Source organism: Okeanomitos corallinicola TIOX110 (assembly GCF_038050375.1).
Lineage (GTDB): Bacteria > Cyanobacteriota > Cyanobacteriia > Cyanobacteriales > Nostocaceae > Okeanomitos > Okeanomitos corallinicola.
The window spans coordinates 2443416-2468090 of sequence record NZ_CP150886.1 but is presented as its reverse complement, the minus strand read 5'-3'; the positions used below and the strand labels follow the sequence as shown (position 1 = coordinate 2468090).

General features: G+C 37.0%; 21 protein-coding genes. 12 read left to right on the top strand and 9 right to left on the bottom strand.

Annotation, left to right across the window (positions count from 1 at the left end; genetic code table 11):
* Positions 1-123 precede the first annotated feature (123 nt).
* Positions 124-333, top strand: coding sequence for a hypothetical protein (locus tag WJM97_RS10660; RefSeq protein ID WP_353933001.1), 210 nt, complete (start codon positions 124-126; stop codon positions 331-333).
* Positions 334-567: 234 nt separating this feature from the next.
* Here the strand turns inward: WJM97_RS10660 and WJM97_RS10655 are convergent, their stop codons facing one another.
* From WJM97_RS10655 to WJM97_RS10625, 7 genes are all read right to left on the bottom strand, one after another.
* Positions 568-783: a hypothetical protein gene (locus tag WJM97_RS10655; protein ID WP_353933000.1), complete on the bottom strand. Its 216-nt coding sequence runs from the start codon at positions 781-783 to the stop codon at positions 568-570.
* A 49-nt stretch (positions 784-832) separates the two neighbouring features.
* Positions 833-1756, bottom strand: a complete 924-nt coding sequence (locus tag WJM97_RS10650) for a hypothetical protein (protein ID WP_353932999.1) — start codon at positions 1754-1756, stop codon at positions 833-835.
* Between the two features lie 875 nt (positions 1757-2631).
* Positions 2632-3801, bottom strand: coding sequence for a hypothetical protein (locus WJM97_RS10645; RefSeq protein ID WP_353932998.1), 1170 nt, complete (start codon positions 3799-3801; stop codon positions 2632-2634).
* Positions 3802-3826: 25 nt separating this feature from the next.
* The gene (locus WJM97_RS10640; RefSeq protein ID WP_353932997.1) at positions 3827-4774 is read right to left on the bottom strand and encodes a hypothetical protein; all 948 of its coding nucleotides are present in this window, start codon (positions 4772-4774) and stop codon (positions 3827-3829) included.
* 499 nt (positions 4775-5273) lie between these two features.
* Positions 5274-6221: an NAD-dependent epimerase/dehydratase family protein gene (locus tag WJM97_RS10635; protein ID WP_353932996.1), complete on the bottom strand. Its 948-nt coding sequence runs from the start codon at positions 6219-6221 to the stop codon at positions 5274-5276.
* A 113-nt stretch (positions 6222-6334) separates the two neighbouring features.
* Positions 6335-7189 (bottom strand): hypothetical protein, encoded by an 855-nt coding sequence (locus tag WJM97_RS10630; RefSeq protein WP_353932995.1) that lies wholly within the window; start codon positions 7187-7189, stop codon positions 6335-6337.
* Between the two features lie 482 nt (positions 7190-7671).
* Entirely contained in the window at positions 7672-9030 is a 1359-nt protein-coding gene (locus WJM97_RS10625) for an NAD(P)/FAD-dependent oxidoreductase (RefSeq protein WP_353932994.1), read from the bottom strand.
* Positions 9031-9272: 242 nt separating this feature from the next.
* Here WJM97_RS10625 and ilvC point away from each other — a divergent pair, with 242 nt between their 5' ends.
* From ilvC to rpsU, 4 genes are all read left to right on the top strand, one after another.
* Positions 9273-10268 (top strand): ketol-acid reductoisomerase, encoded by a 996-nt coding sequence (gene ilvC, locus WJM97_RS10620; RefSeq protein ID WP_353932993.1) that lies wholly within the window; start codon positions 9273-9275, stop codon positions 10266-10268.
* A gap of 164 nt (positions 10269-10432) precedes the next feature.
* Complete coding sequence (locus WJM97_RS10615; protein WP_353932992.1) at positions 10433-11296, top strand: 3'(2'),5'-bisphosphate nucleotidase CysQ; 864 nt, start codon at positions 10433-10435, stop codon at positions 11294-11296.
* A 566-nt stretch (positions 11297-11862) separates the two neighbouring features.
* On the top strand, positions 11863-12171 hold the full coding sequence (locus WJM97_RS10610; protein ID WP_353932991.1) for an RNA-binding protein: 309 nt from the start codon (positions 11863-11865) through the stop codon (positions 12169-12171).
* Between the two features lie 120 nt (positions 12172-12291).
* Positions 12292-12486, top strand: coding sequence for a 30S ribosomal protein S21 (gene rpsU, locus WJM97_RS10605; RefSeq protein ID WP_013192888.1), 195 nt, complete (start codon positions 12292-12294; stop codon positions 12484-12486).
* A gap of 393 nt (positions 12487-12879) precedes the next feature.
* Here rpsU and WJM97_RS10600 read toward each other — a convergent pair whose 3' ends face one another.
* Both WJM97_RS10600 and WJM97_RS10595 read right to left on the bottom strand, forming a co-directional pair.
* On the bottom strand, positions 12880-13491 hold the full coding sequence (locus WJM97_RS10600) for a PEP-CTERM sorting domain-containing protein (protein WP_353932990.1): 612 nt from the start codon (positions 13489-13491) through the stop codon (positions 12880-12882).
* Positions 13492-14116: 625 nt separating this feature from the next.
* Positions 14117-17326: an ATP-binding protein gene (locus tag WJM97_RS10595; protein ID WP_353932989.1), complete on the bottom strand. Its 3210-nt coding sequence runs from the start codon at positions 17324-17326 to the stop codon at positions 14117-14119.
* A 586-nt stretch (positions 17327-17912) separates the two neighbouring features.
* On the opposite strand from WJM97_RS10595, the gene WJM97_RS10590 reads away from it, so the two are divergent.
* The 7 genes from WJM97_RS10590 (at position 17913) to WJM97_RS10560 (ending at position 24606) form a co-directional block, all read left to right on the top strand.
* Positions 17913-18506 carry a KaiA family protein gene (locus WJM97_RS10590; protein ID WP_353932988.1) on the top strand — a complete coding sequence of 198 codons (594 nt, stop codon included), beginning with the start codon at positions 17913-17915 and terminating at the stop codon, positions 18504-18506.
* A 100-nt stretch (positions 18507-18606) separates the two neighbouring features.
* Positions 18607-18930, top strand: a complete 324-nt coding sequence (kaiB, locus tag WJM97_RS10585) for a circadian clock protein KaiB (protein ID WP_353932987.1) — start codon at positions 18607-18609, stop codon at positions 18928-18930.
* 81 nt (positions 18931-19011) lie between these two features.
* Entirely contained in the window at positions 19012-20571 is a 1560-nt protein-coding gene (gene kaiC, locus WJM97_RS10580) for a circadian clock protein KaiC (RefSeq protein WP_353932986.1), read from the top strand.
* A 104-nt stretch (positions 20572-20675) separates the two neighbouring features.
* Positions 20676-22604 (top strand): TolC family protein, encoded by a 1929-nt coding sequence (locus WJM97_RS10575; RefSeq protein WP_353932985.1) that lies wholly within the window; start codon positions 20676-20678, stop codon positions 22602-22604.
* A 169-nt stretch (positions 22605-22773) separates the two neighbouring features.
* Positions 22774-23148 (top strand): hypothetical protein, encoded by a 375-nt coding sequence (locus WJM97_RS10570; protein WP_353932984.1) that lies wholly within the window; start codon positions 22774-22776, stop codon positions 23146-23148.
* 78 nt (positions 23149-23226) lie between these two features.
* A complete protein-coding gene (locus WJM97_RS10565) occupies positions 23227-23727 on the top strand; it encodes a hypothetical protein (RefSeq protein ID WP_353932983.1) in 501 nt (166 codons plus the stop codon).
* Between the two features lie 99 nt (positions 23728-23826).
* A complete protein-coding gene (locus WJM97_RS10560) occupies positions 23827-24606 on the top strand; it encodes a photosystem II S4 domain protein (protein ID WP_353932982.1) in 780 nt (259 codons plus the stop codon).
* Positions 24607-24675 lie beyond the last annotated feature (69 nt).

The window sequence follows — 24675 nt, the reverse complement described above, 5'->3', positions numbered from 1 at the left end:
TATTAAATTTAAGCAAACTATTGTAAAGAAAACTTACTTAAGTGTATAATCAGTTCTTATTACCTCTATAGCTAGGAAATGTCATGCTTCCGGCTTATAAATGTTAGTTCAGGATTTAGGAAAATGCCATTATTCTTTTTGATTCCACTATTTACTGGGTTAATTACTGGTTACTTTTGGAACAAACATAATGATGAAGTTGCTTATATTGCAGGTGTGTTTACAGCTGTCACACTGATTCTCAGTTTGATTTTAGCACCTTGGCAAATACAGTTAGCTTTGTTAGTTTTTGTACTGTTCTTTTCTAACAAACTGCTGCAAAAATTTTACTAAAATAAGCGTGAATCAAAGTATTGTTTGCATCTTTCTTGATAAATATAGCCATTTGCGGTACTAATAGTTTTTCTATTTCATATTATGAAAAAACTATACTATGTGGGAAATAAACCAGGATTTACCCATCATTAAATAAGCATAAACTGCAAATGGTTAGCCAAATGATCATGCCCTACTTAATATTAGCTAATTCAGGAAGTGCATCAACATTTACAGGTACTTTGAGCATTTCTAGGACTTCAAGGAATAAATGAGTAACTCCAGAATAAATAAAAGTAGTAAACCAAGACAAGCACCACAAAAAGCAGAAATTCCCAAACTAACAAAAATTGTGCCTATAAATGTATTTGGTGCAAAATAATTTTTATTAGGAGTTCCATCAATTTTGATAATTTCACCTAATCTATATTTTAAAGCCATTTCCTGTTCAATTTTAGATGTTTTCATAAGTGATTAATAATTGATAATTAATAATTTCAAAATCTTGATTCATAACCTAATTGAGATGCTCCCAATCTTTTTGGATATCGGGCGATAAATGAAGCCATGCTTGCAAACCAATTGCATATTTTAGACTTCTAACTACAAGGTGAGCGCCAGATGTTGAAGAATAACAATAAATAGAAATTGGTCGTTTTTCTCCATTTTTCATTTCTAGAACAATGCGATCGCTCATCTCATCGTCATTTTGATCTTGATTATCTTCAACCTGAATGTCCTTAATACCTGCTATTTCATATTCATCAACTTCTTTACCATCAAGCTCGTAAATCAGCAATCCTTTCCTCTTATCAATCGTATAAGATATCATATCTGAATTTTTGTACATATCCAAAGTTTTATAAACTTTGTAAATATCCTCTGACTGCTCAATTATCCACTGTCTATTTAGTAGTTGTGTTGGCTGCTCTCTAAGAAATTCAGATACTTTTCTCCATAATATATGAAATTCACCATATCCTGAAGCTCTAGCTATAAAAATTTTGATTCCTCTGATTTGATTCGACTTTCTAAGCCAAACAATTAATTCAGTTGCGGACTTTATACCTAATTCTTCAATTCCAGTAACTTCAGATAAAGGATAATCATCAATGCTAGTATGAAAAAATCTTTTCTTCTGAATAGTAAATTTTTGTAGTGACTTATCAAACGAACAAATGATAACGCCAGAAAAGAAGAACAAAAAGTTAACTATTCCATAAGCTAAAATAAAACCACCTAGTATATAACTAGGTGCTAGAAAAGACTCTTTGGGAGCTTTATTAACTAAAGCTAACATACTTGGAATGACTCCTAGATATGTAAAGACAATGATAAAAATTCCAGCAATTGTGACACTTGTAAAAAGTATTTGTTCGCGTTTATTGCTGATTTGAATAGTCAGATGTTTAGAGCTATCTTCAAGAACTTTGTATTTCATGGCTTTATATACTCAAAAAATTAATTCGGATTCAATATAGAACTAAATAATGGCTTTCTGTCCGATCTAAGAATAGTGGATTTAGTCCATATATGGTATCCCCTCAATATTTCGGGGTTATGCAAAGGCAATTAAGTATCCTCTAATCCTAAAAGCAAATCAGAAATTTTCAGCAGCGTTATTTTTTTTCTCCTACCTCTACTTAATATTAGCTAATTCGTGAAACTCACCAAGATTGACAGGTACTTTGAACATTTCTAGGACTTCAAGGAATAGATGAGGGTTGTCAATGTGCTGAATATCTACAGTTCTATTACCGAAAGATCAGGACTTCCAGTTCTTGTTATTCTCGAATTCTGGCTTAGGTTGAAGTGTAAATCCATCATCATCACTATCAAGATAAAATCTTAACTCTTTAATCTGATCAATAGGAAAGAATGATTTTTGACTTGTTCTAATCCCTTGATTGCAGCTTTATCAGACCAAAACTCATAAAAGCGGCACTTGTCAAACTCAGGATAACATTCCTCATCAATTCATCACGTGCAAAATAATTTTTGCAAGGGATTTCATCAATTTTGATCAACCTGCCAAATTGATATTTCAGAGCTATTTCTCTTTCATAATCAGACAACTGCGTATACATATACCTTGCTCTCCTTTCGTTAATTGAACCTGAATAATCTACTCACATTTGACGATTGTGGAAATATATTTTTATGCTGTCAACCTGTTTTATTTAGAATAGTTTTTTTTCCAAGCATAGAAAATTGATCAAACAATAATTACTTATCAAGTTTTGTGTATCATATTGGCGACAGAAGATAAATTTTCTTTACTACTTTTTTAAAATCATCAAATTTAAATTTTTAGATTTAATTTTTGATGGACTTAGAAGCCATATAAGCTTGCAGTCCATCTAAATAATCACCAACTTTTACCGATTGTCGTCTTTCTCCAAGTTTTTCATATAGTATTTTGGATTGTTGTAACTTTTCGATAGCAGCGTCAAACTGATTAATACCCATAAAAGCTAATCCCAACATCAAACAAGCATCAGGATCATGAGGATTTTCTGCCAGTCTTCTTTGATTTTCTGTCATCATCATTGTGGCACTTATAGAAATTTTTTGATTGTGCGATACTAGGAAGTGATTCTTAATAAAAGAACTTGATAAATTACTTAAATCTTCGCCACAAGGCAAACTCAGAAACGTACTAATAATATCTAAAACTTGATTATTTTCCTTAATGTTTCTACTCTCTATAGTGGGAAAATATGTATTAGTCTTTGAAAAAAGAAGCATCACAAAATAAGTAAACTCATCACTTTTTTCAGAAGTATATCTATGAATAGAAATAATATCTGACAGTGGATATTCGTATTTTGCCTCAACCCATGAAGAAGCAAAATTAAAGTTGCCATTTTTGTAGATAATTAAAGGAATTGGATAGCGCGTAATTTTTTGAATCAGAGTATTTTGAGTTTTGCTAAAAATGGTAATCCTCTCTCTATAATAAGAGTAAGGAGATTTCCAAAAACTAATACCTATATACACAAAAAACAATAAAACTAATATTAGAATACAGTATAAAATTCCAACAGGAAAATTAGTGATCGCAATAAATAGACTCTGGGATAAAATTTGAATATTGGTCAAACTGATTAATAAAAATACTGAGATAAAAAATAGCAATCCTGATAAATATTTAGATAAATATCTAAAATATTTTTGTTTATTCTCTTCTCCCCAGATAAATAATTTTAGAGCCAACGATATAATCAAGAGGCTTAAAAAACCGATACTCCAATAATAATTTGTTGCAGAAGCAGTTAGTAAACTTTGTGCTATCTGATTGCGAGTAATTTCAATATTGCCTGTGTTCACAAACAAAAAACTAACTAATATCTGAATAGAAATAGCCAAGATGACTATGCCTATAACTTTAAAACTTACATAAAGACCAGTATCATTTTCGGTTGCTATCAATGTACTAGAATTCTTTTGCTCTATACAGCCATAGGACGTTACAAATGATTTCATGAAATTTATTCCTGTATTTACTATATTAACTATTAGATGAAACGTAATTGATATGATTCTCTATCATTTTTGTATGACGTTTATCACCAGATTTAATATAAAGTTGGTATGCCATTTTTAAATATTTAAGAGATGAGTCTTTCAGCCCTAAATTCAAATAAGCTAAAGCAATCATAAAATAAGTGTAGGAATCATTTGGATTCTCTTTGATTATGTGTTCATTACTTCCGAACATTAAAATAGCACTTAGCATAAGTCTTTGATCATAACTAAGGAAAGCCTTCCCAGTGTCGAATTTTTTATCTTTTGAATGTTTAAATGTAGCCTTAATTACATCATTTAAAATATTAAATATATTTAAAGAAAAAGAAAAAGAACTACTACCGATATTTTCACCAGTATCTTTTCCTAAAAAAATAGAAATTTCGTTAGGAAATTTATATCCATCAGAATCATGTTCCCAAATAGCTAGATAAGTATCAATTTCTTTAAAATAAAAAACCAAGTAATCTATAAACTCATCAACTGTATCAACTGTCATTGAATGAATTGAAGTAACTGAATTAATTGGATATCTCAATAATTCAGTAATAATTGGAGAAGCACTTTGAATCTGAAATTGATTATTAATGTAAAGCCATGGTTTTTTAACTTGTTTGATATAGGTTATTAACCCTGATTGCTTGTCAAATATTAGAGTTTCTTTTGAACGATAAGAAGCAGATATCAGAGATAGTCCTATATAAATCAAAATTGGAGCAATAATATAATTTACTAATATCATATTCATATTTGATTGCTCTTGAGATTGTGTTGAATATGAAGAAGAAAAGAAATATGCTCCGATCAAGAATAAGCCACTAAAAATAGAAGTAGATCCTTGAGTCTTTAGATGATCTTTACTAGGGTTGAGCTTTTTCAAGGTCAATTTATGTTTCTTTTTATCAATTCTAAATAATGCTGGAGTACTCATGATTTTGTTGGGAAATAATAATGAAAAACATTATTGGTAAATCTATTTAATATTAGCTAATTCAGGAAGTGCATCAAAATTGACAGGTATTTTGAGCATCTCTAGGACTTGAAGGAATAAATGAGGGTTATCAATGTACTGAATATACACAGTTCTATTACCCCAATGTCCCCAGTTCTTGTTATTCTTATTTAACAAAAAGAAAAAATAAAAAGAGCAAAAAAATTAGAATGCCACAAATAATTTATTTGTAGGGGGAAAGATCCTCCTAAATAGTGATTCTGGCAATAATTTTACTAGAATACATAATACGTGCTGCATCCCATTGTTTAATTTTAAACTGGGTAGCAGAAGTTATACACAGTATAATTAGGGGTTATTCCAAAATATTAGATACATAATTTCTTGATTTTAATATATCAATGTCAGAGCCAGAGCCTCATATTAAAATTCCCAGTATCAAGACTGGGAACAAGAAAAAACAAGGAAAAAGAAAATTTTAATACAAAGATTGCACCCACGCCCATTCCTGCTGTAAACCCTCTTTCAGAGAAACCTGTGGTTGATAACCAAGGATTTTTTTAGCTTTAGAAATATCCGCAGCAGTATGACGCGCATCACCCATAGCTTTTTCTATATGGTTGCGTTTGATGGACTTACCCACAATTGTCTCCATCGTCTCCAAAACTTCAGTTAAAACCACCCTACTACCACCACCAATATTAAAAATTTCCCCCACAGCTTCCGGTACAGTAGCAGCGGCTAAATTAGCAGCAACAATATCACTAATAAATGTAAAATCTCTGGTTTGTTTACCATCACCATAGATAGGAATGGCTTCATCTTGTAAAACAGCTTTAAAAAATTTATGAAATGCCATATCTGGCCTTTGTCTTGGGCCGTAAACAGTAAAGTACCTTAATGAAACAAAAGGCACACCAAAATTCTTATGATACAGTCCACATAACCTTTCCGCAGCTAACTTAGTAATGCCATAGGGTGAAACAGGTTGAGGTGCAATTTCCTCATGGGTAGGTAAAGTTTCTGCATCACCGTAAACACTAGATGTAGATGCAAATACTAACCTTTTCAGTTTTGGAGCATTCTTAGCAGCTTCCAACAAAACCTGTGTAGTGTTGATATTTCTTTCTGTATAAGCTCGAAAACCATCACCCCAAGAATTCCTCACCCCAGCTTGGGCAGCTTGATGATAAATTATCTCTACATCTTGAAAAAGTTTTGGCAAATCTAAATTTTGAATATTCTCTTTAACTAAAGTCAAATTTGGTGAATTGGCAAAAGTTGCAGCATTTTTCTGTTTTAATGCAGGATTATAGTAATCATTAAATTCATCAATTGCAATTACTTCTTCACCTTGTTGCAATAAAGCATTAACTAGGTTAGAACCTATAAACCCAGCAGCCCCAGTCACGATAATTTTAGTCATGTTCCTATTTTTTTTGATATTTTAATTATTATTTGATTTGATATTTCTGTCGGTATTGCTGTGACTATCTCCTCCTTGGTTTTGACTCAAGAAGAGAAATTCCGCAGATTTTATTACAGCCAATATTTTGATAGCAGATCATAGTGACCGGCTTGTTCTGGAGGATACGAACCAGATTCAATTTTGGCAATAATTTCTGGCAACTCTTTGATAAACTTAGGACTACGATCTTTAGGGTGTAGTGTCCAAGCTAATGGTGAGTCAAGAACTGCTCTCACATAAGATGTTTTTTCTAACTTATCAGACACCATAATTTCCCATGAATCTAAGTTACCTTTACCAGTGGTATTGTTTAAGATAGTTTTTATCTTTGTGGGCAAGTTATTGAGTATTTCGTTATTATAACTACGCCATAAAACATTTAAAGGCAGCAACTTATCAAAACGCTGACGATCTATTAAATAAACACGACTACCAAAAAATTTAAATTTAAAAAAGCCTTCTGGATCGCGTTCATAGGGCTTAGTTTGATATATACTACCATCTTCAGTTGGTGGACCAGTGAGTGGTCTTACTGCCATCACTTCTGGATGTTTTTGCAGTAATTTAATACCTTCATCTATCCAACTATAATTTGGTTGTTGGTGAAGTAACATATCGCTGTCATAATGCAGCATATAATCACTTTTAGCAGATTCAATATGAAAAATTGTTCCTAAAATTGGATAGCCTTTATAATTATGTGTTTTGCGAATAGGACTCCCAAAATGTTTGGTATATACTTGGTCGTGATAGGTTTGGGAATAATTGATATCAACTACCTTATCTATAATGCCATCTTTTATTAATTGTTCACAACAAGCACGCAATTGTTCTAAAGTTCCAATTCCCGGTCTCAGAAGTTTATCACCAGATAAAGGTGCTGTATCTATAGCTAATACACGTTCACTAAAATTAAATTTACTCATCTTTACAAGATGAGGTATCGTGTGCATCATAAATGGCAAATCGGTTCTAGCTGCCAAAATCCATAGTGAACAATTAGGAGAATTCATCAACTTTGCCTCTGTTATAGAAAGTTAACATATTTTAGAAATTGAATAAGCCAATTTGCATTGAAGTTGCAACATAAATAAATAACTATTTTTTTCTTTCAATACCTTGTCCATTTTTTGTAGGTTGGGTTTCATGCTGATTTCTCCGCGTTCACGCAGTGTCCCGCAGGGATACGTTCACGTTCCACAACCCAATCTACGAATCAATAGTTTTTCAAATTTGGACAAGGTATTGTTCTTTGCTTCTTATTTGAATTTGATCAGGTAGCTTATTCAGTTAAAGATGTTAACTCATATACAGATGGCAGTGCAACATCTACTCATTTTCAGTTACTCAAGTTATTCAGAGACTCCTGATGGCATTCCCAGTTCAGAGACTGGGAACAAGGACATAACTACACGTTCAATGGTTGTCTAGTATTAACCGCCTGATAATGTGCATTACCTTCAACTGGTACAGGGTTAACAATATCTTTCCCTGTAATTAATCTCGCGCCACGATTGCGAGTAAAATAGCTCCAAACCCATTGAATCATCACCACTAATTTGTTATCAAATTCAATCAGGAAGTAGATGTGAATAAATAACCAGAAGAACCAAGCTAGGAAACCTTTCAGTTTGATAAACCCTAAGTCCACAACTGCGGCGTGTTGACCAATCATTGCTAAACTTCCTCTATCCACATAATTAAATTGTGGTAAGGTTTCACCTTGAAGACGTTTTTTAACAAGTTTGGCTACATATTCCCCTTCTTGCATCGCTACTGGTGCAACACCAGGTAAGGGTTTACCGTTTTGATGGGCAAAATGGGCTAAGTCTCCCACTACAAAAATATTAGAGTGTCCCTTAATACTTAGGTCTGGTTCAACCATAACACGACCAGCGCGATCGCATTCTGCCCCAGTTTTTTCCACTAATACTTTACCCATTGGGGAAGCTTTCACACCAGCCGCCCACAATACGGTTTTAGAAGCTAAGGTTTTCACTTCCTCACCTTGCTTCATCGTCACAATATCATTTTCAATATTGGTTACTAAGGTTTTGGTTTGCACATCCACACCCAAAGCCTCTAAAGATGCTTGTGCTTCTTGTGATAGTTCTGGTGCAAAGGGAGGTAGAACTCTATCCATACCTTCCAACAGCACAACCTGAGTTTCTGATGTGTCTATGTTGCGGAAATCTTCCTTCAGGGTTTTACTAGCTAATTCTGCGATCGCACCCGCTAATTCTACACCAGTCGGACCACCACCAACCACCACAAAAGTTAACAATGCCCGACGTTTAGCCGCATCAGTTTCCTTCTCTGCTGCTTCAAAGGCCATGAAAATCCGACGGCGCATTTCTAGTGCATCTTCTACAGTCTTCAACCCAGGTGCAAACTCTTCCCAGTTATCCTTCCCAAAATAAGAATGCTTTGCACCAGTGGCAACAATCAAGGTATCATAAGGTACAGTTTCATCACCAACAATTACTTTTTGTTCTGTGGTGTCAACATCATTTACCTCACCCAACAAAACCTTTGTATTCTTACTCTTACTGAGAACAGAACGCAGTGGTGAAGAAATATCAGCAGGAGACAAAGCACCTGTAGCTACTTGGTACAGAAGAGGTTGAAATAGATGGAAATTCCGTTTATCTATCAGCGTCACATTGACATTAGCTTTAGATAAGGCTTTCGCTGCATATAGACCACCAAAGCCACCACCAACGATAACTACCTGATGAGGTGGTTTTTTGTCATGTAAATCAACCATAAGAAATATTTCCTTCTATTACAGGTGCTGTAACTATTCTTAACATTTTTGTATCAAAATTATCATAAATTTTCTGTTAATTATGAACTTTTGCTAAAAATTAGGAAGTATAGCAGATGACAGGGGTCAGTGGGTGAGTGGGTGAGAGGGAGAATAAATAACCAATTACCCATTACCAATTTACGGTATAATCAGAAGTCTGCCAATTTTATAACCATGCTTTGCGGACAGGAGATGCTTCTATGGCCCGGATGTATTATGACGAAGATGCGAATTTAGACCTTTTGACTGGAAAAACCGTTGCTATTATCGGTTATGGTTCACAAGGTCATGCCCACGCCCTCAACCTAAAGGATAGTGGTGTAAATGTAATTGTGGGACTATATCCGGGCAGTAAGTCCACAGCTAAAGCCGAAGCAGCGGGCTTAACTGTCAAGAATGTTGCTGATGCTGCCAAAGCTGCTGACCTCATCATGATTTTGTTACCTGATGAAGTGCAGAAGACAGTTTACAAGAATGAAATTGAACCCAATTTAGAAGCAGGAAACGTTTTAGCCTTTGCCCATGGCTTCAACATTCACTTTGCACAAGTTTTACCCCCTGCTGACGTTGATGTAGTCATGGTTGCACCCAAAGGACCAGGACATTTAGTCCGTCGGACTTACGAACAAGGACAAGGTGTACCTGCTTTATTTGCAGTATATCAAGATGCTACAGGCAAAGCACGCGATCGCGCCATGGCCTATGCTAAAGGTATCGGTGGTACACGGGCAGGTATCTTAGAAACCACATTCCGCGAAGAAACCGAAACTGACTTATTTGGTGAACAAGCGGTATTGTGTGGTGGTTTAAGCGCCTTAATTAAAGCCGGTTTTGAAACTCTAGTAGAAGCAGGTTATCAACCAGAATTAGCCTATTTTGAATGTCTGCACGAAGTTAAATTAATCGTTGACTTAGTTGTAGAAGGTGGTTTGGCCACCATGCGCGATAGTATTTCTAATACTGCGGAATATGGTGATTATACCCGTGGACCCCGCGTTGTCACTGCTGAAACTAAAGCAGAAATGAAAAAGATTTTAAGCGAAATTCAATCTGGACAATTTGCAAGGGAATTTGTCCTAGAAAACCAAGCTGGTAAACCAGGTTTCACCGCTATGCGTCGTCAAGAAGCTGAACATCCCATTGAGGAAGTTGGTAAAGACTTACGCGCTATGTTTAGCTGGTTGAAAAAAGTGTAACTACTGGTAATAGACATCCAGCCAGAATAATGTAAACACGAGAATTAAAACTCTTGTGAGGTGGGCATCTTGCCCGCCCTGGTTATACAAATTCACCCGTGAAAAACATTTTTTCCTGAGTAATATTAACAGTAATATATATCTAGTTTATAGAAATAAATTCAATGCCAGATTTACAAGAAACACTAAAAATTACTCGTCAAGTTGGTTGGGGTGCAGCTAAGTTACTACGCTCTTACTATCAAGGAACAGCTGAAAATTACAACCTAGAAGTAGAATACAAACAAAATGAACCCATAACAGTTGCTGATAAAGCTGTAAGTGAATATATCCTATCTCAGTTACAAACAGCATTTGGGCATGAAGATTTCGGTTATATCAGTGAAGAAACTTATCAATCTCAACAGGCTAAAAATTCTGCAAAATTGGTATGGATAATTGATCCTTTAGATGGAACTAGAGACTTTATTAATAAAACTGGGGAATATGCAATTCATATTGCTTTAGTTCAAGACACAAGACCGATTTTAGCGGTAGTAGCCATACCAGAAGCCGAAAAGCTATATTACGCCACCAAAGGTGGTGGTACTTTTGTGGAAACTGTTAATGGTTCTCAACCTTTGAAAATTGCAGGGGATAAACCCATAGAAGATTTAACTCTAGTAGTTAGTCGTTCTCATCGCAACGAGAGATTAGAATATTTGCTCAAAAGCTTACCATGTCAAAATCAAAAAGCCATTGGTAGTGTAGGTTGTAAAGTCACTGCTATAGTTGAACAAGAGGCAGATATTTATATTTCCCTGTCTGGAAAATCAGCCCCCAAAGATTGGGACATGGCAGCACCTGAACTAATTTTAACAGAAGCTGGTGGTAAATTTACTCACTTCGATGGCAAGTATTTAGAGTATAACACTGGTGATATTAATCAATGGGGTGGTTTACTGGCGAGTAGTTCTCAAGATCATGAAATATTGTGTCAGAAAGCAGAGCAAGCCTTAATAGAATTTGCAGCCAGTCAAAGAAATTAAAATTAAAATATCCTGAATCATAGAACTCCTGACTCCTCAATATCCTCAGAAAAGACTTTGATGCCTATTGCTTTGGTGACGAAGTAGGGCTTGCTGTCCGCGTAGCGTGCCGTCAGGCATATAAACTTGAAAACATTGTAGGTAAAGGATTTTAGGCTATTTGAAATTGAGAAAGTACAAGCTTTTAGGCGGTGAGAACTCGAAAACCTTGCATTTAAGTTTGATTCAAAGGAAAAATCGCTCCCATCCAACTCTTGAAACTGTCACCGTGGCGTAGCACCTGTCTCCACGACAAGACTTTTATGGCTACGCCACGCTCGGCGAACAGCAAACCCGAAGTAGGAGTCACACAGCCCGGTAAGCAGATCTATGCCCACAGGGCTTTACAGCAAACCCTACATAGGTTTTTCACAAAATGTTACTCGTTATGAATTCATCCCCAAAGACTGTGCTATAGTTGCTAATATAATGATTATTTTCGGTTAAGTAGTTCGTTTTAATTTATTTTAAATGCGCTTGTCCGGATATAACACTCTACACAATTTGGTTTGGAAAGCCGTCCATTTATGTCGATTTACGTTGGAAATTTGTCCTACGAGGTTACGGAAGATAACCTAAGAGAGGTTTTTGCTGAATACGGTACAGTTAATCGTGTACAGTTACCTACTGATAGGGAAACAGGCCGCCCACGTGGTTTTGGTTTCGTAGAAATGGAATCAGAAGATCAAGAAACAGCAGCTATTGAAGCACTTGATGGTGCTGAATGGATGGGAAGAGGTCTGAAAGTGAACAAAGCTAAACCCCGTGAAGACAGAGGTCCTCGTGGTGGTGGTGGTAGCTGGGGCAATAATACTCGCAGCAATCGCCGTTATTAATCCTGTTCTGAAGAATTTTTAAATGCTAGAGTATCCAGCAGATAAAACCCAAGGTTATACCTGCTGAGATATTTTTTAAATCTAGCCTGTAAGTATTAAACCAATCAAGGAGGAATAGGAATGACACAAGTAGTTTTAGGTGAAAATGAAGGTATTGAGTCAGCTTTGCGGAGATTTAAACGTGAAGTTTCAAAAGCTGGAATTTTTCAAGATATGCGGAAAAACCGCCATTTTGAGACACCGTTAGAAAAAGAGAAGCGTAAAGCAATCGCTAGACATAAGCAACGTCGTCAACAACGTTCTCGTTTTAAATAAGAAACTCTAGATAAGTATTTACTGTTACTGGAAATTCAGTCATTGCCTCTTCATTGTGTTCTATGTGGCGATATGTTTGACTAGCCACGAGTAATTAGTGAATATTAGTAGGGATTCTTGTTTGTAGTAGTGCTGTATTTGATGTCGGCACTACTACAACTTGTTTTTGGAAATAAAAAATAATAAGCCGCTACAGGTAAATCCTGAAACGACTGTGAGATTTTAAGTTTATATTGAGTGTAACTATTGGGGATGCAATATCATTTCCGGTTAAGCACTGGCTACAGGTTTGGTTGGTGATATTATTGATTATTAAAATCACCAACTACCAGTAAGCTGAAAATAAATCATGTTTTACCAGACACAACAGAAGTTGTGAAACATGGGCAATTATTAGCCAGCAACACTGCGACGACGAGCAATTACCATTCCACTAGCAACTAAACCTAAACCAAGCAAGGAAGTGGGTTCAGGAACTCTGGTACGAGGAGGAGTGGGAGTAGTTTCCTGTCTGTGGTAAACACTGATGTGAGATACATCTTTAACATCCCCACCATTGAACCCAAATACACTCTTCAGGAAGGGGCTGTCCCAAGTACCAGAGGTTACTCCATCTTGAACATCATAAGCTGTCAAGAAAGTGCCATTACCACTTTTGAAGACGAGCATAATATCATTGCCGATACTTTGGGAAACGCTAGAGATATCCCAAGTTCCACTTAGTCCGTCTTTAGTACCTGCGTAACCAGTGTCGCTACCAATCTTGCCACCGAATACCCAGTCAGTATTACCAAAAAAGCCTTCAGCGTTAACAGTCATTGGGTCAGTATTCAAAAAGTCTTGGCTTGCACTGTTACTGCGTTCACAAGCGGAAGTACCTGATACTAGACCAGATAGACTAGCTTCACAGGTCAAGGTCGCAGCATGAGTAGGTGCAGCTAGTGTAACAAAAGCACCAGTAAGAACAGCACTAGAAGCTAATAAAGCAGAGAATTGAGTTTTCATTTAACTGAGTACCCTGAGTGGTTAGTGTAACTTTTTGTGTATATTCCGATGTTTTATAGTTTACGACACCCTGTAAAACCTCGCAAGAGTACGAGTATTATCTTCATTATCTCTTCATGCAACAAGATTCTGTTTGAAGTACGGATAAAAAAGCAGCTAGATTTATTTGGATTTTTGGGGATTTTTCAGTATTAATAGTCTGCTATTTAGCTAAAAAGCGTATAAACCCGGTATTTTCTTGCGTATTTTCACGAAAAACCTATCTTGAAAGCAAAAAATATCCCCGACTTCTTATGAAAATCAGGGATATTTAGGGTTTGCTGAATAAACATGAAAAGATTACAGGTAAAGGCTTTGAGCCGTTTTCAGGTAAAAAAAGTGCAAGCTTTTACGAGGTGGAAACTTAAAAACCTTGCATTTAATTCCTACTCCAAGGAAAAATCGTTCCCATCTAACTCTTGAAACTGTCACCTGTCACCTGCCTCCACGAAAGGACTTTTTCACCCTATTTAGGGATTTATGTTGATGATTCTATTGGGCTTACTACGGTTAAATACTGACAGTGTAATATGTAAAGTTTTGTTACGCCATTTAACATCCCTGCTTTCTAGCCTACCTACTCATGCTATTTCTTTCCCAACGCTTGATTGATCTGATTTAACAACTCTGCCATAGAAATCGAACGAGGTAATATTTGAGTAGCAATACCTGCGGTAAGTTCATTTAAACCATCAACCACATTTTCTTTCGATTTATGATGACTCTTTCTCGTTGGTCTTGGTTTCCTCTGATCCTGATTTAACCTGTGATCAATGACTAAAACAGGGGGCAAATTCAAAGATAAATTTGACAAATCATTAAATGCCTTTTGTACTTCTTTATTAACAGCAGATTGTCCTACATAAATCAATAATAAATCCACACTTTGATGACGCAGTTGTTGTATAACTTCTCCCCAAAAAATACCCATAACTGCCTTTAAACCAGCAGTTTGTAAATACTGAATTAATGCTTCAAACCATTCTGATCCCAAACCTATTTTAGTATTAGTTAAAATCTCATTTTTTTCATCTTTTATGAAAGATTTAACTTGCTTTTCTTGAGGCTGTGGGAAATCTTGTAACATTGTTACATCCACCACCAAAATATTCGGTGGGCAACCAATATTAGAAGCAATTTGCAACACCGACAACAAAGGATCTGGCTTTCCTTTACCACTACTATTTTCCTTACCTAATGGTGTTAAACAAGGAAATACCCCTAAACCTGGTATTTGGGAAGCTGCCAAAGTAGTAGCCACATCACAAGTGACTAAAGGTAATTTTGCTAACCTCTGATATTTAGTTAACTTTTGTAGATAATTTCGGGCTGTATCAGTATCAACATCCAACAAAATGACATCAAATTGCCATACCCGTGCTAACAGTTCAGCTTGATCCAAATCATCCACTTCAATCACTCGGTGTTCTCCCAGAGAAGCATGGGGACTCATCGGATCTAATTCTGGATTCACCAACCGCAAAATTCGCAGGGGATTTGTAATTATTTCTACATCTTGATTTGCTAAACTCACCTGCTCAACTTCTGGCACAGTACACAATCTTGCTAAGATAGGTACTAAGGCCTGATGTTCTACTGGTAAGCTCAAGAAATCATCAGCGCGATGAGTATAAGCCTGTTCTTTTTCTGCCCCTGTAGCTGTGACAATGACAGGAATATGTCCAGTTGCAGTATCCGATTTAAGTAAAGTCAGTACATCCCAACCAGAAAGCAAGGGAAGCAATGGATTCAAAAATATAGCTTTTGGTTGTAAACGACGGGCTTTTTCTAAAGCTTCCGTTCCCGAACGAGCAATTACCACCCGATAACCTAAACTTTTCAGATGTTGGGTTAGGTCTTCAATATATCTAGCTACAGCTTCCACCACCAAGACTAAACGTTGCGAAGAAATAGGTGGATGAGATTCTGTAGTTCCCCCCTCTGACTCGGCAAAGCTAGTTTTAGGAGGAGATGGTGGTAATAGTAGGGTAAATTGGCTACCCTTGCCTTCACGGGATAAAAAACTCACATCTCCACCATGTAAACGAGCTAAAGCTCTGGTTAATACCAGTCCTAAGCCAGTACCCTCAAATTGACGCGTCAGGGGATTTTCTAATTGTTGGAATTTTTGAAAGATCAGATGTTGCTGATGTTCGGGAATACCAATACCTGTATCCCAGATAGTAAAGGCAATCCAGCCTTCCCAACGATTTACTCTCAGTCCGATTTCTCCACCTGTTTCAGTGAATTTAAAAGCATTGGAAAGTAAGTGTACCAGCATTTGCCGCAAGCGTAACTCATCAGCCACCATCTCCTCTAAACCCGGTTCAATAGTCAAGCTAAATTGATGATCTGATTCATCACTTTCATCAACTGCATGAGGGTTATTAGGTTGACTGTGGATTGTTTTGACTTCTGCTAAAGCGCGATCGCACACCTCCCGAATTTGCACCGGAGAAGGAGTAAGTTCCATCTGTCCCGTTTCCATCCGGGTCAAATCCAAAATATCATTAACCACACTCATCAAATGACGACCGCTTTGATGAATTAAAGTAGCATAACGAGCTTGTCGTTCATTCAGTTTTCCCAATTGTTGATCAGACAGTAACCTTGATAAACCTAAGACTGCCGTTAATGGGGTTTTGAGTTCATGACTAATGCAGGCTAAAAACTCATCTTTCAAGCGATTGAGTTGAATCAAATCCGCATTTTTAGCTGCCAGTTCCTTAAACAATTGTTGCTGTTCTGTAATATTAGTGGCAAAAATTAAACACAGATCCTCTTCAGAAAGTTCGGTGTGATTATTTTTGAATGTCATTTCTAAATCAGCATTCCAAACCTTAAACTCGGAAGCATTTAAAGGGATTTTGGCAAACTGCCAAACCTGTTCTTGACCACTATGCACTTCCACAACACAAGTACAAGTACCATGTTGAGAATTCAAAAAACAGTGACTTGATGTGTTATTGGTCAATCCTTGACCATCCTCTATCATCGTTAACACAGATTTCAACGGTCTGCCACGTTTAGAAGGCAAATTATCGCCCCTGTGAGTCTCAGGATTAAACTTAATCTCTGAATGATTGATATCTTCCAAATCTTGAAAACTTACCGAAGAGAGTATATTTTCTACTTGTATCCTAATTCCTTCGGGATCTTTCAAACCTCCCAACTGTTGCCACCAAGCGGGATTTTTGGTAATCACCTCACCCTTATTTGTTTGTAGCATCAAAGGCCAGGGTAGTTTTTCTAGCAACAGCACCAACGGACTATTTTTGACGGTTAACGGCTCTTTTTGCTGATATGAGCAAGATTTTAACTCAGCCACGTTTACCGTATTTTCTGAATAAATAGATTTAATTGATACTCTTTTTCTAGCAAAAAATCCGAGTAAGCGGTGATGATCTAGCAGCCCCAGAAACTTATTATCTGCATCAATTAAAGCCCAATCTAAATTTCTATTTTTTTGGTTTTGTGGGTAATTTAAAAATAAACTCAAATTTTCCAGTTGCTCAGAAGCTGGAATCGTTTGTATGGTAGAAATCAGACTCGCACTCAAAGTAGAAATTGGTTGCTGTAAATTTAAAAATGTTTCTCTACTCGCTGCTGCTAATAATTTGGGGAGCAGACAACTAGAATACAACACCCCCATAGGGTACTGTTGTTTATTCACCACTACCAAGCGATCGCACTGCTCTTTCTCCAAAATCTCCAGCACAACAGCCAGGGTCGTTGTTTCTCGACAGCTGGGTACGGTTGCTAGAAAGTCATAAAGCGGGTACTGTAGCATTAACATAAAGCTTAGGGGGTTTTCTTCCTGTGGTAGCCTCTGGCATTATGTCTGCCAAAGTGCTGATGATTTTTATGCCTGAAGCAGTGTCTTCTCAGAAGAGGCTAAATTTCTTAGTTAAACCTAATATCTATCAAAGCCGTAAAATCAGCTTGGGTAGGAAGTCATTCACTACCATGAATCCCAGAGTAGCTATATCTGTGCCGCTCTTGCTAATGAGCAAACACTTTGAACATAACTTATCGGTGTTCCACAACTCCTAATTGATAGTTAAAGCTTAAAACAATTATCGCTCCAAAGATTCGTTTTAGAACCTTGAGGAATTATAATGATTTAGAATGAAACATTACTTTAATATCTTTCATGTATCTTCATTAAGGAGTGAAATAAAAAAACATACAGCATATTACAGCTACGATAGGCGAATAATAGGGAAATGTTTTAATTACCAAAGCCTCGTACTAAAAAAGTTTTAACCACTGAAACCCAATAGCACCTGTATACTTTGATATATTCCTTTGTAGACGCATTGAGTTAGTGCTTGTCAACACGTTTGATTATCATCTGAAATATATAAACTACTAAAAGATAAATGATATTACCTGTGTTATTGATTTGTCCACAACAGATTAAAAAGTATTTAGATCACAGTTATACAGAGAATAAACTGCAAAGTTTAACTGATCATGTCAAAAATTTTATTCACCAGACATACCATCAATTATTTAACTGGCAATTAACATTTATTACCCATAGTAGTCACTATTTAATTCCTAGTAAATTAGTAAATGATAATCCTTTATTAATTCATAACGATAAGTATTTTCAGATATTAGCTTGTCATGAACAAAAAAATCAGCAAATTTTCCAAGAAATGAGTCCTGCCGAAAAGCAGCAAACCTTGCGAAATTTAAAATTGGAATACCGGGAAATTTTGATTGATTACTTTGTCTCAGAGCAAAACCTAAAGATAAAAATAGATAAATTTATCAACACATTATTTTGTGCTAATATTCCTGTGCCGCAAATTATAAAAATTCACATGGAACTAATAGACGAATTTTCCAAACAATTAAAACTTGAAGGCAGAAGCGATGAAACACTACTAGATTACAGATTAACATTAATAGATATTCTGGCAAATTTATGTGAAGCTTATAGATCTGCAATTTCTAAACACAACTAAAACAACTAAAAAAATCAACTACCAACAAATATCTGTGGTCAATTGATCAAAAAAATGAACTATTTAGCATTACTATTTGTCAGAAATAACCTGTAAATTTATGAATAAAACCAAAAAAACCTATGTTCTCAAGCTATATGTAGCAGGGAACACGCCTAACTCCGTACGCGCATTAAGCACACTCAAAAACATCTTAGAACAAGAGTTTCAAGGCGTTTACGCATTAAAAGTAATTGACGTTCTCAAAAATCCTCAATTGGCAGAGGAAGACAAAATATTAGCTACACCCACATTATCTAAAATTTTACCCCCTCCAGTTCGTAAAATAATTGGTGATCTTTCAGATAGAGAAAGAGTTTTAATAGGCTTAGACTTACTGTATGATGAATTAACTGAAGAAGACTGGGAACAGGAAGATATTTAGTTATAAAATTCATATTTAGTCCCAATTAAGTACCAATAAAAGTTTAAAAAAACAGTTTAAATACCTATTTATTGAGCAGCGATGAGTGACCAAGAACAACAAGAACCAAAACAATCATCTATGGGAGGCGTAGAAAAAATTCGCACCATGATTGAAGGCTTTGACGATATTAGTCATGGCGGCTTACCAGTGGGTAGAACCACCTTAGTTAGTGGTACTTCTGGTACAGGGAAAACCTTATTATCTCTACAATTTCTCTATAATGGCATCACCTACTTTGATGAACCAGGAGTTTTTGTTACCTTTGAAGAATCACCCAGCGACATTATTAAAAACGCCCATATTTTTGGCTGGAATTTACAACAACTCATTGAAGAAGGAAAATTATTTATCCTCGATGCTTCCCCCGACCCAGAAGGTCAAGATATTGTTGGTAACTTCGACCTCTCAGCCTTAATTGAGCGTCTACAATATGCCATCCGCAAATACAAAGCTCATCGGGTTTCCATTGACTCCATTACAGCAGTGTTTCAACAGTATGAAGCTGTAGGAGTAGTCAGAAGAGAAATATTTCGGTTGGTAGCACGTCTCAAACAACTATTTGTCACCACCATCATCACAACAGAGCGTGGAGAAGAATATGGGCCAGTGGCTTCCTTTGGGGTTGAAGAATTCGTTTCCGATAACGTGGTCATTGTTCGTAACGTTTTGGAAGGAGAACGTCGCCGTCGCACCATAGAAATTCTCAAACTGCGCGGTACAACCCACATGAAAGGTGAATATCCATTCACAATCACCAATGCTGGGGTCAATATCTTCCCCTTGGGAGCAATGCGTTTAACTCAAAGATCATCTAATGTACGAGTATCTTCAGGAGTTAGTACCCTAGATGAAATGTGTGGTGGTGGTTTCTTTAAAGACTCAATTATTTTGGCCACCGGAGCAACTGGTACTGGTAAAACACTCTTAGTCAGTAAATTTATTCAAGATGGTTGTGTCAGCGGTGAGCGAGCAATTTTATTTGCATACGAAGAATCCCGCGCTCAATTATCTAGAAATGCCTATTCTTGGGGTATTGATTTTGAGGAACTAGAACACCAAGGTTTATTAAAAATAATTTGTACCTATCCTGAATCTACAGGTTTAGAAGACCACTTACAAATTATTAAATCAGAAATTGCTGATTTTAAACCAGCCCGGATCGCCATTGATTCCCTCTCCGCATTAGCTAGAGGTGTTAGCAATAATGCTTTTCGTCAGTTTGTAATCGGGGTTACAGGTTACGCTAAACAAGAAGAAATCACGGGTTTCTTTACCAATACCAGCGACCAATTTATGGGGTCACATTCCATCACTGATTCTCATATTTCCACGATTACTGATACAATTCTCATGTTGCAATATGTGGAAATTCATGGTGAAATGTCGCGGGCAATTAACGTATTCAAAATGAGAGGTTCATGGCACGATAAAGGAATTAGAGAGTACAATATCACGGCAGATGGCCCTAATATCAAAGACTCCTTCCGCAATTACGAACGCATTGTCAGTGGTGCGCCAACCCGCGTTATGATGGACGAAAAGACAGAACTTTCTCGCATTGTCAAACGTTTTGAGGATAAGCAGGGGTCTGACTCTTAAATCTGTTCTCATAACCTACTTTTTGCCTCAATTTATTATCGTGCTATATTCTGTGTGAAGACAAGTTTTCTGCCGCTAGATAGAGTTTTGTGTGAGGAGATGCGGTGAAAGGACAACAATTATTTCATAGTTTCTTACCTAGTGTAACAGTAGCAGTATTAACCACTCAGTCAGCTTGGGCTACCACAGTCACAGTTGATACAGTTAAACTGGTTTCTTTTCCTAGTGTTGCCAGTGCCACTAATGTTAATGATTCAGTGGTAGACAAAAACAACAGACAGCAATTTTATAACTTAGTTGATAATTCGTCAGTTTTATTACCTGGGGAACAATTTAGTAACCTTGGAATTAAGCCCACAACTAATAATAATGTTGCAAAAATCACTTTACCTAATATTGCTAAAGTTGGGACAGAAGCAAATACGAAAACGGTCTTACCAATAGCAATAGCAAATTCAAATGTAGTAAAATCAACATACGTAAATAAGTGTTTACAGTTAGATTCAAAAAATAAGCCAGCTGCTCTTTTATTGCCGGAAGGTTGTTCACAAACAAAAAACTCTTCCCAGCAGATAGCCCAGGTAAACGAGCCTGTAGAAAACCAGCCTGTAGAAAACCAGCCTGTAGAATCAGAAAATCCCAATTCTACAGAAACACCGGATCTAACTCCAGAACCTACACCCACAAATTCTACAGAAACAACACTGCCAAATTTACATCCTAGCCCTAATCGCTTGTTATTTCCCACGAAACCAGAGGAAGTGCAACTTCAGGAAAATCAACCCCTGACCTTGGAACAAGCATTGGCAGTAGCCAAGCGGAATAATAACGATCTCCAAGTATCTATTCTGGAGTTAGAACGCAGTCAATCTGCTCTCAAAGAAGCTCAAGCGGCTTTACTGCCAACTTTGGGTGTGAATGGCAGAATTAGCAATAGCCGTAGCGCCAACAGCACATTGTCAGCAAAACAGGCGCAACAACTGAATCCCAATTCCCCTGATGCGGAATCTAACACGGCTTTTGATAGCCAAGCACAACTCAGATATGACCTGTACACATCTGGTCGAAGAACAGCCGCCATTACAGAGGCGGAAGAGCGGGTAAGGGTTCAAGAATTGGAAGTAGAAAGGCAATTTGAAGAAATTCGGTTAAGTGTAGCGACAGACTACTACAACTTGCAACAAGCTGATGAAAATGTCCGTATTTCTCAATCCGCAGTGGAAAACTCGGAAGCCAGTTTAAGAGATGCAGTGGCATTAGAAAAGGCTGGCGTGGGAACAAGGTTTGATGTGTTGCGATCGCAAGTGAATCTAGCCAATGCTCAACAAGACCTAACTAACGCTCTTTCTCAACAAGCGATCGCTAGAAGAAGGTTAGCTGTTAGGTTAAATCTGCCTCAGTCCGTAAATATTAGTGCCGCTGATCCCGTACAGTTAGCAGGTCTTTGGGAACGTGGGTTAGAAGATAGCATCATCTTGGCTTATCAAAACCGTCCCGAACTACAACAACAACTAGCACAGCGGAATATTAGCGAACAACAAAGAAAGCAAGCTTTAGCATCACTCGGTCCACAGATTAGCTTAATTGCCAGCTATGACCTGTTAGATGTGTTTAATGACAGTATCAATGTCAGTGATGGGTATTCAGTGGGAGTGCAAGCTACCATAAATCTATACGATGGTGGAGCAGCAAAAGCCAGAGCCTCCCAAGCCAAGAAAAATATAGCGATTGCTGAAACTCAATTTACTGAACAGCGTAACCAAATTCGTTTCCAAGTAGAACAAGCTTACTCTACCCAACTATCTAACCTGGAAAACGTCCAAACTGCCAATGTAGCTTTAGAACAAGCTAAAGAATCTTTAAGATTAGCTCGTTTACGCTTCCAAGCAGGTGTAGGAACTCAAACAGACGTAATTAACGCCGAAAATGAACTAACTAGATCCGAAGGAAATCGAGTTAGAGCTATTTTGGATTACAATCGCGCCTTAATTGAGTTACAACGCTACGTCACTTCTAGAGCTTTTGAAAAGTAAAAAAGCTGTCAGTTGTCAGCTTAAATGAAAACTTTTAAAAGCTTAAAAAGCCTCATTTCCAGTAATTACACTGTAAAATGAGGCTTTTATCAATTAACAGGTAATTGGTGAACATTACTAATACCCAATGCCTAATGCCTAATGTCTAATGTCTAATGCCTAATGACCTATGAAAATCACATCCCAAGAAATCGCTCAATTTCGCTCCCAACTAGCAGATGATGCTCAAGCTATGGAAGTATTAGACTTAATAGAGGACTGCGAAGGGGATTTAGAAGATGCAGCTATGACACTAGCTATTAAAGCGGGACAAGAACCAGGTACAACTAATTCTGAATGGTTAGACGCTTTAGCCAAAAAATGGCGCACACTTCTGTGTGAACAACAATATCGAGATGATTTATTAAATGGTTCAGTTGCTGGGATGATGTCACACCTCAGAAGTATTCCCGAATTTCCCAAAATTTTGGCAACTCCTGTTTTAATCTATGTCCTCAAGCAAGGTGTGAATAATTTTTGTGAACCCTTAGATTTTCTAAAATGATATTTAGGCTGAGTCCGGCGTGAAAGTGCTGATACTCTGTTAATTAATGACTATTTTTGAGATAATTGTTTGAAATCCATGAATTACCTTGTTGCCGTATTATCAGACCGTATCCAAGCAGAATCTGCTTATTTGGGCTTAGAAAAAGAAGGCATTAACAGCACTATCCTGGGTAGAGGATACAAAACTGCTGATGAGTTTGGTTTAATTGATCCGAACGAAGAAGCGAAAAAACAAGTAAAGTTAATGTCCATCTGGTTAGTACCATTCGGCTTTTTTGCCGGTGCTACTTTTAGTCTCATCACTGGTTTAAATACCTTTGCTTGGGCTGGCGAAATCGGTAATCATGTTATTGGTGGTTTACTGGGTGCTGGTAGCGGTGCTATGGGTAGTGTGTTTGTTGGTGGTGGTGTCGGTTTAGTTTTCGGTGGTGGAGATGCTTTACCCTACCGTAACCGTTTGAATGCCGGTAAATACATTGTCGTCGTTCAGGGTTCAGAAACTCTGACTCGCCAAGCTACCCGTATTTTACGCCAGTATGACCCCGAAAATCTCCAAGGTTATGGGGAAAATGGGTAATTAATTCGTAATTCGTAATTCGTAATTCGTAATTCGTAATTAATAAAAACTCTTTTCTGTCACCTGTCACCTGTCACCTGTCACCTGTCACCTGTCACCATGCTACCAAGAGAAGAAATTTTAAAGGGTGTTGAAAATCGAGATAGCACCGCCCGTGTAATTGACCAAGCAGAACAAGCTATTAAGACCTGGGAAGTGGTATTTACTGATTTTTTATCTCCGCCAGAGTTGGCAGAAATTCAACGGGCTTTTAGCCGCTTGACAGAGGTGCATATATTTGCCTGGGGTGGATATCCGCAAGCAGAAAGAAAAAGGGTGGCGATCGCCCGTGCTGAATTGCCTTTAGATGAATCTCAAGTTGCTGTTACTGCTTTAGAAATTGCTGGTAATTTCCTGTTTGATACTGCTACCCATCGGGATTTTTTGGGAGCAATGTTAGGTACAGGAATTGTCCGGGAAAAAACCGGGGATATTATTATTTTGGGTGAAAGAGGAGCGCAAGCAATTGTAGTTCCTGAATTGGTGGATTTTTTAGAGATGAGTTTAAAACAGGTGCGTTCTGTACCAGTGAAAACTCAACCCATTGATATTAATGAATTAAAAATTAGAGAACCGAAAAAGAAAGAATTAACTACAGTAGAAGCTTCTTTAAGATTAGATGCGATCGCCTCTGCTGGTTTCGGTATGTCTCGCAGTAAAATGGTAGACTTAATAGACTCCGGTGATGTGCGGGTAAATTGGAAAGAAATCACTCAAGCCAGTTCACAGGTAAAAACCGGAGATTTAATAGCAATTCGTGGGAAAGGACGTTTAGAAGTTGGGGAAATTGCTGTCACTAAAAAAGAACGTTATCGTGTGCAGCTAACAAAGTATGTGTAAATTTCTATCATCAGTGATAAGTTTTGATTTTTGAGTAGCGTAATATTTGAAAACATTTGAATTTATAGT

Bases quoted from the DNA above. Each gene is read 5' to 3' on its own strand.
- WJM97_RS10660 (WP_353933001.1), top strand. From the start codon at position 124: ATGCCATTATTCTTTTTGATTCCACTATTTACTGGGTTAATTACTGGT.
- WJM97_RS10655 (WP_353933000.1), bottom strand. From the start codon at position 783: ATGAAAACATCTAAAATTGAACAGGAAATGGCTTTAAAATATAGATTA.
- WJM97_RS10650 (WP_353932999.1), bottom strand. From the start codon at position 1,756: ATGAAATACAAAGTTCTTGAAGATAGCTCTAAACATCTGACTATTCAA.
- WJM97_RS10645 (WP_353932998.1), bottom strand. From the start codon at position 3,801: ATGAAATCATTTGTAACGTCCTATGGCTGTATAGAGCAAAAGAATTCT.
- WJM97_RS10640 (WP_353932997.1), bottom strand. From the start codon at position 4,774: ATGAGTACTCCAGCATTATTTAGAATTGATAAAAAGAAACATAAATTG.
- WJM97_RS10635 (WP_353932996.1), bottom strand. From the start codon at position 6,221: ATGACTAAAATTATCGTGACTGGGGCTGCTGGGTTTATAGGTTCTAAC.
- WJM97_RS10630 (WP_353932995.1), bottom strand. From the start codon at position 7,189: ATGAGTAAATTTAATTTTAGTGAACGTGTATTAGCTATAGATACAGCA.
- WJM97_RS10625 (WP_353932994.1), bottom strand. From the start codon at position 9,030: ATGGTTGATTTACATGACAAAAAACCACCTCATCAGGTAGTTATCGTT.
- ilvC (WP_353932993.1), top strand. From the start codon at position 9,273: ATGGCCCGGATGTATTATGACGAAGATGCGAATTTAGACCTTTTGACT.
- WJM97_RS10615 (WP_353932992.1), top strand. From the start codon at position 10,433: ATGCCAGATTTACAAGAAACACTAAAAATTACTCGTCAAGTTGGTTGG.
- WJM97_RS10610 (WP_353932991.1), top strand. From the start codon at position 11,863: ATGTCGATTTACGTTGGAAATTTGTCCTACGAGGTTACGGAAGATAAC.
- rpsU (WP_013192888.1), top strand. From the start codon at position 12,292: ATGACACAAGTAGTTTTAGGTGAAAATGAAGGTATTGAGTCAGCTTTG.
- WJM97_RS10600 (WP_353932990.1), bottom strand. From the start codon at position 13,491: ATGAAAACTCAATTCTCTGCTTTATTAGCTTCTAGTGCTGTTCTTACT.
- WJM97_RS10595 (WP_353932989.1), bottom strand. From the start codon at position 17,326: ATGTTAATGCTACAGTACCCGCTTTATGACTTTCTAGCAACCGTACCC.
- WJM97_RS10590 (WP_353932988.1), top strand. From the start codon at position 17,913: ATGATATTACCTGTGTTATTGATTTGTCCACAACAGATTAAAAAGTAT.
- kaiB (WP_353932987.1), top strand. From the start codon at position 18,607: ATGAATAAAACCAAAAAAACCTATGTTCTCAAGCTATATGTAGCAGGG.
- kaiC (WP_353932986.1), top strand. From the start codon at position 19,012: ATGAGTGACCAAGAACAACAAGAACCAAAACAATCATCTATGGGAGGC.
- WJM97_RS10570 (WP_353932984.1), top strand. From the start codon at position 22,774: ATGAAAATCACATCCCAAGAAATCGCTCAATTTCGCTCCCAACTAGCA.
- WJM97_RS10565 (WP_353932983.1), top strand. From the start codon at position 23,227: ATGAATTACCTTGTTGCCGTATTATCAGACCGTATCCAAGCAGAATCT.
- WJM97_RS10560 (WP_353932982.1), top strand. From the start codon at position 23,827: ATGCTACCAAGAGAAGAAATTTTAAAGGGTGTTGAAAATCGAGATAGC.